The organism is Mesorhizobium sp. L48C026A00, from assembly GCF_000502375.1.
GTDB classification, from domain to species: Bacteria; Pseudomonadota; Alphaproteobacteria; order Rhizobiales; family Rhizobiaceae; genus Mesorhizobium; species Mesorhizobium muleiense.
In genome coordinates, this window is the sequence record NZ_AYWU01000034.1 from 43330 (window position 1) to 57885 (window position 14556).

Below are 14556 nucleotides of genomic sequence, written 5' to 3' on the forward strand. Positions count from 1 at the left end.
CTTTTTTCTCTCCTGCCGCAGCTTACGAAGTTGTGGATTCTTTCAGTAAACTGCGGTTATCGGATTTTGAACTATGGTTCAGAGTCGGAAACGACAGCACATCGCGATGCCGTTCGGGGGGCGTCCATCGCATCGATTAGGACTGAGCATGAGGGGAAGGCGGATAGCCGAAGCGTGACAGTGCGATGAACCGAAGGCCCTCGCCAACAGGGCGGCCGTAGGAGCACCAGCATAGCGCCGCCGTCAGGCGCGATGCGGGCCGACAGCCCCCGGCGGAGGGCGCTGATTGATATCGAAATTGAATCGGGTCATTTTATCAGCTGTCATAATCCAAATCGAATTTCTCACGATTTTCAGCGCGCGCCTGGATTTTCTGCATTTGGCTGCGGCAAAGATCCCGGTGGTGCGGTGGAAGCGCACCACCGGGCATCTTGGACTTGTTTTCATCAGCGACCAGGACTGCTGCATTGCGGCAGGGATGGTTCCAACCTGCTAGGCGTCGCCAAACCGCGCATCTTTGGTTGGATGCCGAATTCCGTGTGCGACGTTGCCGGATCGACACCAGCCATGGCCGCGACCCAGAGTTGCTACGTCGGAATGGCTAAGCACCTTGCCGTCGCCGGACTTGATAGTTTCGACGACATTGCCCGGCGAACAGTCATTGACCGACCCTTGTCCGTGGTGCCCAGTACGAGAAGACGAGGTTATTGCCCTGTTGGGCAAACCACAGCTCGTTGGCGTCGATACCGGTCCCGAAGTCCAGCTCGTCATTGTCGGTGAAGGAGCTGGATTCGACAATCGTATCCGACCCGTCGTTTATACGTTCCAACTTCGAGTGCCTGTTTTGTGCGGTCTCCGGCCCTCGTTTGTCGACGACGAGAGTTCTATGTACCGGCCAATCGAGCGAAGATAGGCAACGATCTCCGGTAGCAGGTGATCACGATCGCCAAACTCTTCTACGATTCTTCTTACCTTGCGCCAGGGCACCTTCCGGTCAACATCACCTGCCGAATAGCCTAAGTGACCGATCGCGCAGATGTCGCAGCCAGCCTCGATCATCTCGTCGACGAAGGCGGGAATATCGCTCGCTTTCATTAGTCGAATGTTGTTGGTCATCGCAGAAATCTCCGTTGGTGGTCGGCATGGAAATTGCGCCGACACTCAAACGTGCTTGAATGCGCTCACCTTCGCTACCTGTGCACTTGCACAGGTTGTAGGGTCTCAGGCCTGCCGATGGCGCCGGATCGAACGTTCCTGCGCATTTGTTCATTGTTGGCACCCAGGGCACTCAACCGTGTTGCTAGAACAGCCCACCTGCTCCGTTCCAGCAAGGCAGCACTGGCCACCGGAACGCTCCCCTTGCGCGCACTGAAAGGCGATGCCGGCGCTCAGGCAGTCGGAGTCAGTCATGCCGAGGCGCCATTTCCTTTNCCCTTGCGCGCACTGAAAGGCGATGCCGGCGCTCAGGCAGTCGGAGTCAGTCATGCCGAGGCGCCATTTCCTTTTCCTCGCAAGTCGCTCGAGCCGCACGCCTCTTTTCGCTCTGGAGTCCAATAAGTTGGGCCGAGGTTTGCTCAATCGAGGGGATCGGCGCCTTTCCATTTAGCTATAGGCTAAGAAAAGCTCCTTAGATCCCGCAGTCAGGAGTCCACCAATCGGTCGAGATGGCTGCGAACCGCGTTGCGGGCGGGATTGGGTGCTCTGACGATCGATACCCCACACCTGCGCCATTTCTTCTTCGATGGCATTATCGCCCCCCGTATAGCTAAGTGGTGTGGACAAACCTGATCCACACGACCTAGCGCGATTTGGAGCCACCCGGCCTGGGACCTGGCGGCCGCCTCTGGCTCTACGCCGCCAAAATCGGGGCCGGTTCCGCGCGTCCGCATCGAATGACGCCGGTCAGAGGTGATCTCGGAACGGGGTGTGCTCGGCATTTATGATCCGACCGAGCGCTAGCGAGTGATCGCCGGCGGGCTGGACGGCGGCATCATGTCAGGGGACTTCGGCTCCANTCGGCTCCAGCCGCGCGAGGAATGCCGAGACCTCGGCGTCGATGTCGACCGGTTCAGTCACCGTGGGGGGAAATCCTCGCTACTCCCCCGATCATCCCCGATTTAATTCAAATTTGTCTGTAGTTATTGACGATTGCGCGACCTTCACCTCGTAGACGGCAATGCGGGTGGTTAGAGAGGGTCCTATGACAAGCAATTTTTCCGCCGCCCGAGTGCATTTAGATCGAGCGTATGACTACCTTTGTGGCGATGACCCGATGAGTCGAAGGGGACGCGAAGCCTTGGACCTGTTGATTGAGGCGGTTGCCGTCGAAGAGTTCAAGCAGCCACGCCAAAACGCGGAGGTGCTAAGGTTTCCGATTGNTGTTGATTGAGGCGGTTGCCGTCGAAGAGTTCAAGCAGCCACGCCAAAACGCGGAGGTGCTAAGGTTTCCGATTGGGCGCCGCTTCTGAGGCAATCTCCACGGCCGCCATGTAGCCTCAGGTGAGGCGCTCGCCGGACGATTGCGCCGCCACTATGAACCATGGTGAACAAATCCTCCCAAAACGCCAAGAAGCCCGCCCCGCATGAGCCGAGGCGGGCAATAGAAAATGGGGGGCCCAAGCGCGCGTCCATGAAACAGCGCCGCAGGTAAAATTCAGCAGAATGTCCATCCTGGCGCAACATCACTCCGAACCGGAGAAATTGACCGATGCCGTGGATTCGATTGCGATCGCCTGTCTGCCTGGAGGCGTAACGGGGGTCGGTTGAATGGCGGTTGTATCTTGGCGTGACGAGAATTCTACGGATGGCTCCATCATGTTGGTGCCGGCGCCGTTGGCGCTTGTCCTGACATGCTTGAGGCCGAGATCGCGGAAAGCCCTTGGCGAAGGCTTCCGATCTGTAGCAGGACGTTCTCGGTCATGACGCGCGCTATCGCGACGCCGAGGCTGTCGTAGTTGGCGACCGCCTTGAGGAAGGCGATGGCGCTCTCCTTTTTCTCGTCGTAGCGGTGGATTTTTGGCGGTGAACAATTCGCCAGCGCGTATGCGCAGGACCTCATGGCAAAATCAACGTTCGACGCTTCAGGTGCGTAGAGCACGTCCTTGACGATCCCGACATCTGCGAACTGCGGCTTAGCAGCGAGGGGATCGCCTCGGGAAGGAGGTCAAGGACCAATGTGGCAGGAACAGTAGCGGCGCGGCTTTTCCCGGCTCTGACCTGATGTGGTGGACGGCCTCCGCTCCCGGCATCGCAATGTGCCAAAGTGTGGCTGTCGAAGGTCACATGAGGGAGAACCGTCCATGGAGAAGGTTAGCACAATCGGTCTGGATGTCGCCAAGCACGTCTTTCAGGTGCACGGCGTGGACGCGGAGGGCGCGGTGGTTATGCGCCGGAAGTTGCGTCGTGACGATGTCGTCGCATTCTTTGCGTCTTTGCCGGCATGCCTGATCGGCATTGAAGCCTGCGCAACGAGCCATCACTGGGGCCGCGTTCTCATGGGGCTGGGTCATAAGATCCGGCTGATGCCAGCCTCCTATGTGAAGCCATATGTGAAGCGGCAGAAGAATGACGCGACGGACGCGGAGGCGATCTGCGAGGCGGTGACGCGGCCGTCGATGCGCTTCGTTCCGGTGAAGAGCGAGGAACAGCAAAGTGTGCTGATGTTGCATCGAGTTCGTGAGCTTCTGGTCCGACAGCGGACCATGCTGGTGAACGCGCTGCGCGGCCACCTGGCCGAGTTCGGGATTGTGACGCGCCAGGGCATTGCCGGCGTCGGGATGCTGATCGGGCTCGCCGAAGACGAGAATAACGAGCTTATCCCGCCGCTTGCCCGAGATGCGCTTGTTCCCTTGGTCGAGCAGCTACGGGCGGCGCACGAGAAGGTCCGTGAGCTCGATCATCAGATTCACGCCTGGCACCGCTCGAATGAACTGAGCCGGCGACTGGAAACGATCCCCGGCATCGGTCCAATCACCGCCAGCGCGATCGTTGCAACCGTGACAGACGCCTCCCTGTTCAAATCCGGCCGGCAACTCGCGGCTTGGCTTGGCCTCGTGCCGCGACAGAACTCGTCCGGAGGAAAGGATAGGCTCGGCCGGATCAGCAAGCAGGGCGATCCCTATATCCGTCGACTGCTTGTCGTTGGCGCACATGCCGTCCTCAGATTCAGCCACAAGGGCAAAACAGCGCCTACCCGCTGGGCTGCCGAGCTTCTGACGAAGAAGCCCTATAATGTCGTCGCCGTTGCTCTTGCGAACAAGATGGCGCGGATCGTCTGGGCGCTGATGACTACGGGCAAGCGCTTCGCAACTTCGCCGGCAGCGTGACGTAGTCGCAAGGGATACGCAGAGATTGGTGAGGTGCTGATGGTGTGATGGTGAACGGTCGAACCGGGATCGGACAAACCCGCTCAGTGGGTGCCGCTCAAAAAGCGCGTTGACCTGTCTGGGATCCGATCCGCGGACTTCATCAGGGCCAGCGGCATGAACAGGCCGCACTCAAAGGCCGAATACATGCCTGCACCCGACCGACCTGCCATCAATGTCAGAAAGCCCTTGCCACGCGGAGGCCGTCCATACATGCCACTGAACTGTCATTCCATTGGCGATTAGAGCCTTGGCCGTTTCTGTTCCGCCTCTTGGCGCGGGTTGAGCAACGGGCGGAGGCGCGGAGCCTTCCATCAGCACAGCGTCGGAGCCGGTTGCGGTGATGACCTCGGCATAGGCTGTCGGGTCTGGTAGCCGAGAGAGGAATGGGGCCTTGCGGTGTTGAACAACACGACGAGAGAACGCCCCACGGGACCGAGGAACGCGAGTTTCTTTATCCATGGCATCCCTGGGCCGGGCGTTGTGTTCACGTTCATGAGGTGATCGAGAAGGCTGACCGGGAGGTTTTCCGCTGCCGTCTCTCTGGCCACGCCTCCGATCGGTGGCTGGAGGTCCCGGCCTGGATGTTTGATCGCGCGGTCTGCGCCGTGTGGCGCATTGCCGCTGCCCTACATGTCGATCCCAGAACGCTTGGCGTCTTGGTGACACTGCTGCAGGACGCGACAGCCAATTCCCCCACCCCATCGCCATTGGAGGATTCGGGCGCAGCATCGGGTCCTCACGACGCGAATCGGGGAGAGGTCCATGCCGCGCCAGCCCAAGCCATATCAGTCCGATCTGTTCTCCAACCCGCACGATGCGGAGACCGCGCAGATGCCACCATGGCAGGCGCTGCCGGAAGAGACGCGCCTGACGCTGACAAAGCTGATGGTGCGCCTGATCCTCGATCACGTCGACGGCGCGCGCGCCGTTCAACGGGAGGAAGCGCGCCATATGCATGAGAAGATCCGGCCCCACCATCTGGAGCGCAAGGCGATCCTGTATGGGGTAGCTACAAGAGAAGTGCGTACGTGTCCGAAATCCGTGAACGAAATGTGAACCCACCACATGAAACCATCGTTGCATCAGGCCAGATCGTTCTTGGTCAAACCTGCCAGATGTTCTCTGTTTGCGGCCCAGCCGACCATCGATATGCTGCTCTCTGGCGTTGTTCATAGTGACGTCGCGCAGGGGTACACGAGTTGGCAGGCACCGCGCGGTCGTCCCGCATCGGCTGAGCAAGCAGAGGCGCGATCTGTATCAGTGCGGCGCTGAGATCGTTCGGGTTGCCCACCTAGGCAAGAATGAATTCCGCTCTGACCCGCTTTCCGCTGACAAGAGCGCGGGCTCGATGACCAATATCCGGTCCTCACGCGCAGCACTTGCAAAGGCGGCCGCTGCAGAACGGCGCATCGGGAGGAATTTGTTGAACCCTTTGCCAATCCAGGCCTCGGTTATCGATGCGAAGATCGAAGCAGTTGGCTCGATTCGAACAACCGCTTCCAAATAGGTCAACGCAGGAGAGCACCCCAATCCGCTAATCCTACCCATTGCCGCATACGGGCGTCGTGATCGCCCTCCTCGGCCGGCAGCCCGGCTTCCTTCTCAACCGGCAACGGAGCGCATTCAGCTTGCCGATACTGAGGGGGCACGAAGACCTTCGATGCCCTGCGCAGATCGAATGCGCATCGGGCGCAGACGTGCTGCGGCATCAGTTCGGCCTGGTCGAAGGATGCAATCCCGCTTCGACAGGCGGAACATCGATCACGCAGACCGCAACCATGCACGAAGCACGAGATCCGCGTCGCCAGTCGAAAGTACGGAGCGTCGTCGCGAGGCCGGTAATTTCTCTGGGGTCGAATATGGTTGTTAGGTCCGAGCAGTCCATCAGCGGGGAACGCCGCCGAGCGACCACAGGGCATTCTGCAGACCTTCCGCCAAAGCCACGAAACTCTCACCGCCAAGCACGACATGGGCATGCTCGAATCCGGGAATAGGCGAGCTGCATCGTCAATCTTCTGATGCTCACTTCCCCATTATTCATGCTTCAGGTCTATGATCGAGTTCTCGCGAGCCGCAGCGTTTCTACGCTAGTGCTGCTTGCGACCCTCGCCGCTCTCCTCTACGGCTTTCAGTGCCTACTCGACATTCTTCGCGCACGCGTCATGCTGCGCAACCCGTCCCTTCGGAATAACAGGGCGTTAGGTTGGACCATCCGGGAATTTCGATGACGACGCCGTTCCCAGACGACCCGGGAGCCGGAGAGTCTGGGCGACCGAGCGGTCTGAAGCCGTTTTCAACCTATCCAAGCAGAAGCGGCCAGTCTGACACCGAGCGCTGCTAGGATTGCTCCGGCGATTCGGTTGATCAAGCCGCTATGCCTCAGATACGGGTCACGAAAGGCGTTGGCCGAAAAGGTCGTTGCAAGCACTACGTGCCAGGCTATCGACATCAGGAAGAGCAACCATATCATAATGGTCAGTGCAACAACCGGCACCTCCTTGGTCAGAAAGGCAGCGAAGATACTTCCAAAATAGGCCGCAGATTTCGGATTAGTCAGATTGGCAATCAGACCGCGGCGGAAGCAATTCCCTTGGGATGATCCGTTGCCTTTGCCGAGCGCACCAGGCTTCAGCTTATCCGCCTTCCAGAGCCTTACCCCAAGATAGATCAGGTATCCGCCGCCCACGATTTTGAGCGCCAGGCCCAATGCCGGAAGCGCCTCTAGAATCACCGACACGCCAACCATCGCACCCACCATCCACACCAAAGTTCCGACTGCAATTCCCAAAGCTGCGCGCATCGCGTTGCTTCGCCCGCTCGACAGTGCCGTTGTCAGGAGCAGTACCGAGTTTGGACCCGGGCTTACCATCACAGCAAAATGGATAGGCAGGATGGCGAGGAGCAGATCGACGCTAATCTTCATGGGACGAACTGTTCCTCGCAACAATCAATCGTGAACCGATAGGATCATCGGCGTAACAAGAGAGCCGCGGGCGATCCGCGCGGCAGATCTGACCAGGCCCGTTCAGGCTCGGTTCTCCGCCTGGCAGCATCGGAAAACCGCTTCCATGAGACCCGATATCTTGTCTTCGGTTTCGGTCAGTTCACTCGCCGCGTCGGATTCGCGCAACACGCCCATGCCGACCTTAGCATGGATAGTGTCGCCCTTAATCAATGCGTTGCGCAGATTCAGGAAGCTACCCGCATAGCCCTCTTCCCAATGGCCGACTATACCCCCGTAAAAGCGATGTGGGCTCTTTTCGGAATCCGACAGAGATAACAACTCGGCAGGCTTCGCCCCCATGATCGGGAAGAGCGTGGGGATGATGTCGAAGATCGTGATCTGCGGGCGCAGCGATCCAACCGCCAGACTATGCAGATGACAGACATTGCGAAGCCGTTTGATCTGCATGGGCTTGATAAGCGTCATGCCCTCGGCCTCGCAGAAGGGGGCGTAGCGCGCCGACCGGCTCGCAATAGTCGCCAAATGCTCTTTTTGCTGTTTGGGATTTTCGATGAGCTCGCGCCTTTCAAAAGCCTCCCCCTGTCCCGCTTTGCATGTCGAGGCCACCACGTCGACGTGAAGATCGCCTCCGACGATTTCGAAGGTATTTTCTGGGCTGCATCCAAATGAGAAGGTTGTCTCATCAAGGCAATAAAAATGGCTGCATGCATATTCGCCGTTGTTTCGGGCATGCTGCCGATAAATATCGAATCGATCGACGTTGCAAGGAATGGCCCTGGAGAACGATCGCATCATCGTCATTTTGCCATCAGGGTGGTCCTGCAGCGCGAGGATGCCGGCTTCCAAGCGCGCCAGAAATGCTCCATCGCTTTCGGCGCGCTCCCAGCCAGCCGAGGCTTCCGCAAAGGACAACGGCGCGGGTGAGATAGCAGTGCCAAGCGGCACGGTGATATCGTCCAGCAGTTCCGAAAGCATTTGCCGGGCCTCGCACGCGCCAGAACTATCCGGCGCATAGCTGACCTCCCCATGTGGCGCCGCCGCGGAAAATCGAAACTCGAGCCGGGGCTGCTCGAAAAGCGCAAAGGGTAAGCGCGCGTCGCGAAAGGCTCTTTTGAAATCGGGGCTGACGAGAAAGAAACAAGGGGCGTCTGCATCCACACTGGCATTCACCACATCAAACAGCCCCGTATCCTGGCCGTCCTGGGCAGTATGTCTAGACGGCGATTGCGTCGCTGAAGGAAGGGAAACCCGCCGTCCCCCGCCAACCCCAACCTTGACAATCCCCCGGTTCTTGTTGTCGACTAGATAGCTTCCTGGCAACGAGACGAGGCCCGAACGCCGAAAGAACTGGCAAGCCAATTCGAAATAGGTCTCATGCGCGGACAAATTGCCCATTCTTCATACTCCCGAATATCTGCGCTTTGCTATCATCAGGCTCCATGATCTTTAGGCCCTGCGCCGTCGAGGCGCCGGCATGGCCGCGGGCGGCGTTGCGCTCGAGGATGTTGGCTGTAGCCTCGCCCCCTTGTGAGGCGGAAAGCGCCGTGCGCCCGAAGTTGTCCACGGCATCGCGTCTGGCCCCGAGTTCGAGAAGTCGGAAAACAACGTCCGCCTCGTCGCTTTGGGCAGCGACGATAAGAGGAGTCCAGCCGAGAACCGCTCGGGCTTCGAGGCTGGCGCCTAGCTTCGCAAGGGCATTAACGGCTTCAAGATTGCCATTGGCGCTCGCCGAGATGAGCGGCGTCCAACCTAGATCGTTCCGGTGCTCGAGATTGGAGCCATGCGCAATCAGCAATTCCAAAAGGGCAGCAGAGCCGGTTTCAGCAGCTGCGCACAGCGCCGTGGTGCCGAAATCGTCGACGGCATGAACGTCCGCGCCGGCCTCGAGCAAAAACGTCACCATCTGGGCCGAGCCCTGATATCCGGCAATGATGAGCGGCGTGCGCCACAATGCCGGGTCGCGCGCTTCGAGATTTGCACCACGATGCACGAGGCGTTGGCTCGCGGCCGACGCATCGCACTGTACAGCGAAGAGCAACGCCCTGTTCAGTCTCTCCGCCGGCGCTGGAGATGAGTCTTCAATGGCCGAAATGGCTGCGCTTAGAGCCACGTCAGCGCCGGAATCAATCGCCCTGAAAAGACGCTTCTCATCGTTTGAAAGACGGTTGGCTGCACAAATGTCGGAAGCGATTTTAGTCATGTCACTCCCCCATCAAGTCGCCGACCTGTTTACGAGTTAGCGCTAGCGCATAATCTTCCCCAAGCACACCTTCCTCGCCCAAACGCCGGGCGGCGAGGCGGCGCGCATTTTCCTCGACATCGGCCGGGTTCTCGCCGGGTGCCATCTCGATCAGCAGTTTGCGGCCGCGACGGACATGGGTCAGCTCATCGGCGTGGACAAAGTCAAAGGCCTTCCCGATAAGGTCGTCGTCGCGCGCATATGCTTGCTGCGCCAGGACATTCAGACGACCCACGATATTTAGCTCGCCAAAGATATTTAGCTGCGCAAAGGCCAGAACCGGGGGCATCGGAGCTCGCACATTGATGCCGATGATGGAGCATGGAAGCTCGAAGGGATCATAGCCGAGATTGGCCAGCATTGCGTGACCGGCCTCGACATGCCGCGCCTCGTCTTCGACGAAACGCGCGAGTTGTTCTACCAGCTCGAAAGGAGCGTTATCGAGGTCGAACAAGACGTTTGCGAATGTTTCGATGGCATCGATCTCGTCGCGCTGCACCCGAGCCAGCTCCAGACGGTCGGCACCATATTGGTCATCGGGGACCTTCTGCAGCCCGTCTGATGTCGAATACAGGCGGGACTGGTGGAATAGGGCAAATCGGCCATCGCGCGCGCATTCGTTTGTCCGCTGATAGGGCCCTCGGCTGCTCTGCCTCGACAGCGGCGATGGTCTGCTGTCCAAGGCCCGGGTCTTTAGCATCGCAGCGATATGCGTCTCAAAAAGATGGCTTTCGGGCTCAATAGCGACATAGGCCGCTCGAGCCGTTTCAAGCCAGTCTGCAACCTCTTCGAGATCGGGAGTAAAACGCCGCATGATCGCCACGCTCGGGCGGTCCAGAAGGCGGCTGGTTCTCTCGGCATACCGTGTCTGGCGTTCGACAAGATCGGCCACCAAGACGCTGTAGCCGAAAACAAACTCGGCGGCGGAATCGGAATACAACAATTCATTACTGACAACCGAGATTGCATGCGGGATTTCGCGCAGCTTCGCGTCGCGTACCCGTAGTTCGATCAGCCTCCGGCGCGTTGCACCCGCGATCTCTGCATGCAGATAGAGGCTGTGCGCCAAAAATACTTTGGTCTCGATCTCCGGGATGCGAATGATGGTTCCCGCTACCACACGCATTAAGCCCCAGTGGCTGAAGAACAGATCCTTGAGCGCTTCCACCGCCTGATCGAAGGTGAGCGCGGAATCGAGATCGACGGATAAAGGAGGTAATTTAGGCAGGGGTGCGGTGTAATCCGCCGCCCGCGACCTAGTGGTCTTTGGGACGTTCATTCTGAAACCTCTCAGAAACGGCGCTCAAATGCACCAAGCAGTGTCAGGCAACGCGGAACAAAGTTGCGAGGAAGCTGCGACCAGGTGGCGAAGAACGCGCCGAGGGCGGCCGAGTTGCCGTAGATGTCGCGGTAATCCGAGGCACCCCCGTCGATCTCATGCTGGCGTAGATAGTGCTCGACCGGCCATTCCATGATCCGCGCATGGCGGTGGTGAAAATCGTGCGCCGGCATGACGGACACGCAGACGAAGCCACGTTCCAGCATCGGCCCCAGCATCGCGAAAGACCAGTATCCCCAAGCAAGAAGAGCTTCGCCCCAGCTCAGGTCGCGGCGCGGTGCGGCAACTAGAAAGAACCTGCCGTGCGAAATGCGACGCACGAAATCACGCGGAGCCTCATTGCTTGCCCGAGGCGACAACCAAAGATGTTCGGCCGGAACCTGTAGCCCGATGCTGATCGCGAGAAGCGGGCCGACCGGCACGAGCCAGGCCAGGAACCAGACGTTCCAAGCGCCGAACCATGCAACCAGCCCAAGTGTCACGCCATGCATGGACCACGCTATAAGGCGCCGCGTCATCGACCCGGTAATGAAATTCGATCGCAACCTATCCCAGAGAAACAGCAGATGATAGCGGGGGGAAATCAGCGACAGCAGCAAGCGTTTTTTGTACCAGCTGATCTCCCGGCCGGTTTCGAACCCCATCATGAACAGAAGGCCCATATCGGGATCGTCCGCTGTGCCTATCCCGTCCATCCCGTGGTGTTTCATGGTGTGGCCATGCGCATACTCGTCCATATTCGAGGCCAGGACGAACGCTGTCAGCACTTCGCCGATCCAGTTGTCCAAACGTTTGTTTCCCGTAACGCAGGCATGGGCCGCATAGTGCGAGATGAGCTTGAGCGAACTCGCACCGTTGACCGTCAGAATCCAGGCAAACGGCAGCGCCAGAAGCCAGACGCCTCCCACCAAAAGGAACGTCACGGCAAGCCCGACACCAGCCGCAAATTTCGCAAGGTCGATCGCCAGCCGCCCAACCGGCGGAACCGTGAACAAGGGGCCCTGCCTCGACAGGGGCTTTCCGCTTACCGCCGTGATCAACGGCTGAAGCCAGTTTGGAAACCTGTCGAAGGTTTCCCGCGGCGGCCGCGACATATCGAGGAGATAGCGCAATTCCCCCTGCATGGTTTGGGGGGCCGCACCTTGCTCATCAAGACGTGTCCTTGCGGTCGAAGTGGCTCCTTTGGTCAGTGTCACCTTAGTTCCTCCCAAACTCTGCGGGTTCCAGCGCCGGCTGTCGGCCAGCTAGGATCTCCTTCGCGGCGTCAGACAAGCATTTGGCGCTAGCTCCAACCGCCTCAGTGTCTTCTAATCCGAGAGAAATCCGGAAATATGAGGGCCCGTCAGCGCGGTTCAGCCGCGTCGTCTCGTAAACCCGCGCGCTGGATTTCAGCCAACCAAATCCTGCCCGGACATCGGGCACAACCGCATCGCCATGGGCGCGCGCCTTCTGCCGCCACCGCGTCAGTAGCTGTTTGTAATGCGACCCCTCGCAGTCTCCGAAAACGAGGTATATGAGCGAACCGACCCCTTTTGCGAAGACCCCGGCATTGCCCTCGTCGGCGAAACTGTCGAGCACTGTAAGCTTAAGATCAGTTATGCCGGAACGACACAGCTCCGTCGCGAAAGTCCTGACATTTCGGCTGTGTGTCGCCATTCTCAGCGGCAGCAATCGGATGAGCGAAGCGTCGAGATATGATAGGGCCCGGGCCTGTAGGGATTGCCCAGTGTCGCGCGCATAATTGCGTGTCGATCCGATGAGATCCCCTGCACCGTAAATAACACCGCACATAGCATCGTTTGTGATGTATTTTGTGCCGCTTTCCACGACGAGAAGACGGTCTGAAAAGTCGAGCAGATCGAACCACCGTGTAAGCGCACTCTGCACCGAATTGTCGAGAATGAAGATCGGTGCCGACGGGCTCGCTGACCACGCAGCGATATCGCGCACCGGATCGACGCTTGGCATATTGGCTATCGTCTCTAGTAGAACGACCTCAGGACGGAAGGCCGCGAGCGCATCTCGCAAGGCGTTCGGCCGCGCCACATCGACCGCACGAATCTCGACGCCAAGCGGCAGGAGATGCCGCTCGATCAATCCCGATGTCTCGAAGTACCGAGACTTGCCGACAAGCAGGCGCGTGCCAGCCTTCACCTTGCAGGCGCCGAGCGCAACGGCAATCGCCGACATGCCGCAATTCACGAGAACGCTCTGCTCCGAGCCATAGATCTCGGCCAGGACGCGCTCCAACTGAAGGCGCCGGCCGTTTTCGAACGTGTCCCAATAAGTCAGATTTGTGATTCCGGCATCGGTCTGGTTCGCCAGAGTCCAAAAGGCGTCCATATCCTCGACAGGCTCGGCGATATTCACGGCGTTGTTAAGCTCGGTTGCGCGCTGGAGCATCGCCGCATGCAGCCGATCCGCCTGCCACTGCCATTGGTCGAGCGAGCGGACGGGGTCGTTTTCGGCGCCGTCCAGATCGTAGACGCGTAGCGCTTCAGTCAGATAGTCGAGGGGACTGTCCTGCGTTTGTCTTAGCATTTCCGGAAAACTCCTAAATCTCGCCGTGTCGCGGCTCTTATTGGCTAAGCGAAGGTTGCGCGCGTCATCAGCGACTGACCTCAGCAACCAGGAGGTGATGGCTGAGGAGGATGCCTGGGATCGAGTCGCGTCGGTCGGTGAAGATCACGCGTCCGCGCCCGTTGAGCATCTTGCTCCATTCATCGGCCGAGCGATGCGCCGCAGGGCAAGGTAGCGGCGTTTTGTTCAGCCCGTAGTTGAAGAAATCGTCGACTAGAATGTGCAGATCGTTCGACAGGTCGGGCTCGACGCAATTCTCGACGATGATCACCCGCTTGGATGCGAGCTTCACGGCGAATTGCAGAAGCCCTTCCGAATCCGCTTCGTGGTGAAGAGCGGTAATCAAAAGCACGGTATCGTAGCTGTTTGGCACTGCCTCTCTTGTCAGCGTGTCATGATCCAGCCAGGTCACGCTGTCTTCGGTCGAGGGGTAGCTGTCGCGAACGTGATCGCGCTCGGTCACGGTGGTGAGCACCCCCATCTCCGAGAGGATACCGCCAAGTTTGCCGCTGCCGCATAGCAGATCGATCGTCGTGCCGCGGATATGCGGCAATAACCAGTGCGCCATTGCTGCCGACCGGCAATGATAAAAGACACCGTTCCAACGATCGCGCACACCACGGCCGGCTAGGAAATCGTAAATATCTGGATAGGCCCCGGAGCCATTCTCAGTTAGCATTGCCTCAAGCTGGCCGGATACTTCCACCGCCTCGCGCTGCGCATATCCAAGATCAGAATACAGGGTGCGTGACACTCGATTGGCGAACTGTCGATAAACCTCGTTTGAAAAGCACATCGGTTCTGTCGCGAAGCCTTTTTGCTGATGGACGATGTTCATGTGCAGTCAAACTCCTGATTTTCTGTCGCCAAGGGGTGAATGGAACAATGCGCTAGGACGCAGTTTTCTCATCGTGCGGCAGATTGCGCTGGCCGCGCGCTTTTCGATTTCGGACTACTAGTCGTTACTGTATAGCGCCCGCAGCGAAGGGTCCGGTCAGCAAGGATGTCTTCGTCGGTGAATGATCAGGTCAAAGGCATCTGCATCGCCCAATGCTTCGGCAAGATG

12 protein-coding genes and 1 pseudogene are annotated in these 14556 nt (G+C 58.9%); 4 read left to right on the top strand and 9 right to left on the bottom strand.

The window, feature by feature from the left end:
• The first annotated feature begins 286 nt into the window (after positions 1 to 286).
• Positions 287 to 496, top strand: coding sequence for a hypothetical protein (locus X738_RS75365; RefSeq protein WP_023803042.1), 210 nt, complete (start codon positions 287 to 289; stop codon positions 494 to 496).
• Between the two features lie 320 nt (positions 497 to 816).
• On the opposite strand, the gene X738_RS0143905 is transcribed toward X738_RS75365, so the two are convergent.
• Positions 817 to 1116, bottom strand: coding sequence for a hypothetical protein (locus tag X738_RS0143905; protein WP_023803044.1), 300 nt, complete (start codon positions 1114 to 1116; stop codon positions 817 to 819).
• Positions 1117 to 2200: 1084 nt separating this feature from the next.
• Between X738_RS0143905 and X738_RS87700 the strand changes: the two genes are divergently transcribed.
• Positions 2201 to 2389 (top strand): hypothetical protein, encoded by a 189-nt coding sequence (locus X738_RS87700; RefSeq protein WP_031256625.1) that lies wholly within the window; start codon positions 2201 to 2203, stop codon positions 2387 to 2389.
• 427 nt (positions 2390 to 2816) lie between these two features.
• Here the strand turns inward: X738_RS87700 and X738_RS75370 are convergent.
• Positions 2817 to 3001 (bottom strand): annotated as a pseudogene (locus X738_RS75370) (IS481 family transposase); the annotation flags it as partial.
• 298 nt (positions 3002 to 3299) lie between these two features.
• Here X738_RS75370 and X738_RS75375 point away from each other — a divergent pair.
• Both X738_RS75375 and X738_RS87710 read left to right on the top strand, forming a co-directional pair.
• Positions 3300 to 4325: an IS110 family transposase gene (locus tag X738_RS75375; protein ID WP_023803048.1), complete on the top strand. Its 1026-nt coding sequence runs from the start codon at positions 3300 to 3302 to the stop codon at positions 4323 to 4325.
• Positions 4326 to 5129: 804 nt separating this feature from the next.
• Positions 5130 to 5423, top strand: coding sequence for a hypothetical protein (locus X738_RS87710; RefSeq protein ID WP_023803049.1), 294 nt, complete (start codon positions 5130 to 5132; stop codon positions 5421 to 5423).
• Between the two features lie 1237 nt (positions 5424 to 6660).
• On the opposite strand, the gene X738_RS75385 is transcribed toward X738_RS87710, so the two are convergent.
• The 7 genes from X738_RS75385 to X738_RS75405 all read right to left on the bottom strand — a co-directional run bounded on the left by X738_RS75385 (position 6661) and on the right by X738_RS75405 (position 14328).
• A complete protein-coding gene (locus X738_RS75385; RefSeq protein WP_023803051.1) occupies positions 6661 to 7290 on the bottom strand; it encodes a LysE family transporter in 630 nt (209 codons plus the stop codon).
• A gap of 102 nt (positions 7291 to 7392) precedes the next feature.
• Positions 7393 to 8727 carry a chorismate-binding protein gene (locus X738_RS0143945; RefSeq protein WP_023803052.1) on the bottom strand — a complete coding sequence of 445 codons (1335 nt, stop codon included), beginning with the start codon at positions 8725 to 8727 and terminating at the stop codon, positions 7393 to 7395.
• The gene (locus tag X738_RS81275) at positions 8705 to 9532 is read right to left on the bottom strand and encodes an ankyrin repeat domain-containing protein (RefSeq protein WP_051407961.1); all 828 of its coding nucleotides are present in this window, start codon (positions 9530 to 9532) and stop codon (positions 8705 to 8707) included. The genes X738_RS0143945 and X738_RS81275 overlap by 23 nt, the downstream gene beginning before the upstream one ends.
• A 1-nt stretch (position 9533) precedes the next feature.
• Positions 9534 to 10850, bottom strand: coding sequence for a ferritin-like domain-containing protein (locus X738_RS75390; RefSeq protein WP_156942716.1), 1317 nt, complete (start codon positions 10848 to 10850; stop codon positions 9534 to 9536).
• Between the two features lie 11 nt (positions 10851 to 10861).
• On the bottom strand, positions 10862 to 12106 hold the full coding sequence (locus X738_RS75395) for a fatty acid desaturase (RefSeq protein ID WP_156942717.1): 1245 nt from the start codon (positions 12104 to 12106) through the stop codon (positions 10862 to 10864).
• 1 nt (position 12107) lies between these two features.
• Positions 12108 to 13451, bottom strand: coding sequence for a PLP-dependent transferase (locus tag X738_RS75400; protein ID WP_023803056.1), 1344 nt, complete (start codon positions 13449 to 13451; stop codon positions 12108 to 12110).
• A gap of 67 nt (positions 13452 to 13518) precedes the next feature.
• Positions 13519 to 14328, bottom strand: coding sequence for a hypothetical protein (locus X738_RS75405; protein ID WP_023803057.1), 810 nt, complete (start codon positions 14326 to 14328; stop codon positions 13519 to 13521).
• Between the last annotated feature and the right edge of the window lie 228 nt (positions 14329 to 14556).

Excerpts from the sequence above, each read along its gene's own strand:
- X738_RS0143905 (WP_023803044.1), bottom strand. The coding sequence starts at position 1,116 with ATGACCAACAACATTCGACTAATGAAAGCGAGCGATATTCCCGCCTTC.
- X738_RS75375 (WP_023803048.1), top strand. The coding sequence starts at position 3,300 with ATGGAGAAGGTTAGCACAATCGGTCTGGATGTCGCCAAGCACGTCTTT.
- X738_RS87710 (WP_023803049.1), top strand. The coding sequence starts at position 5,130 with ATGCCGCGCCAGCCCAAGCCATATCAGTCCGATCTGTTCTCCAACCCG.
- X738_RS75385 (WP_023803051.1), bottom strand. The coding sequence starts at position 7,290 with ATGAAGATTAGCGTCGATCTGCTCCTCGCCATCCTGCCTATCCATTTT.
- X738_RS0143945 (WP_023803052.1), bottom strand. The coding sequence starts at position 8,727 with ATGGGCAATTTGTCCGCGCATGAGACCTATTTCGAATTGGCTTGCCAG.
- X738_RS81275 (WP_051407961.1), bottom strand. The coding sequence starts at position 9,532 with ATGACTAAAATCGCTTCCGACATTTGTGCAGCCAACCGTCTTTCAAAC.
- X738_RS75390 (WP_156942716.1), bottom strand. The coding sequence starts at position 10,850 with ATGAACGTCCCAAAGACCACTAGGTCGCGGGCGGCGGATTACACCGCA.
- X738_RS75400 (WP_023803056.1), bottom strand. The coding sequence starts at position 13,451 with ATGCTAAGACAAACGCAGGACAGTCCCCTCGACTATCTGACTGAAGCG.
- X738_RS75405 (WP_023803057.1), bottom strand. The coding sequence starts at position 14,328 with ATGAACATCGTCCATCAGCAAAAAGGCTTCGCGACAGAACCGATGTGC.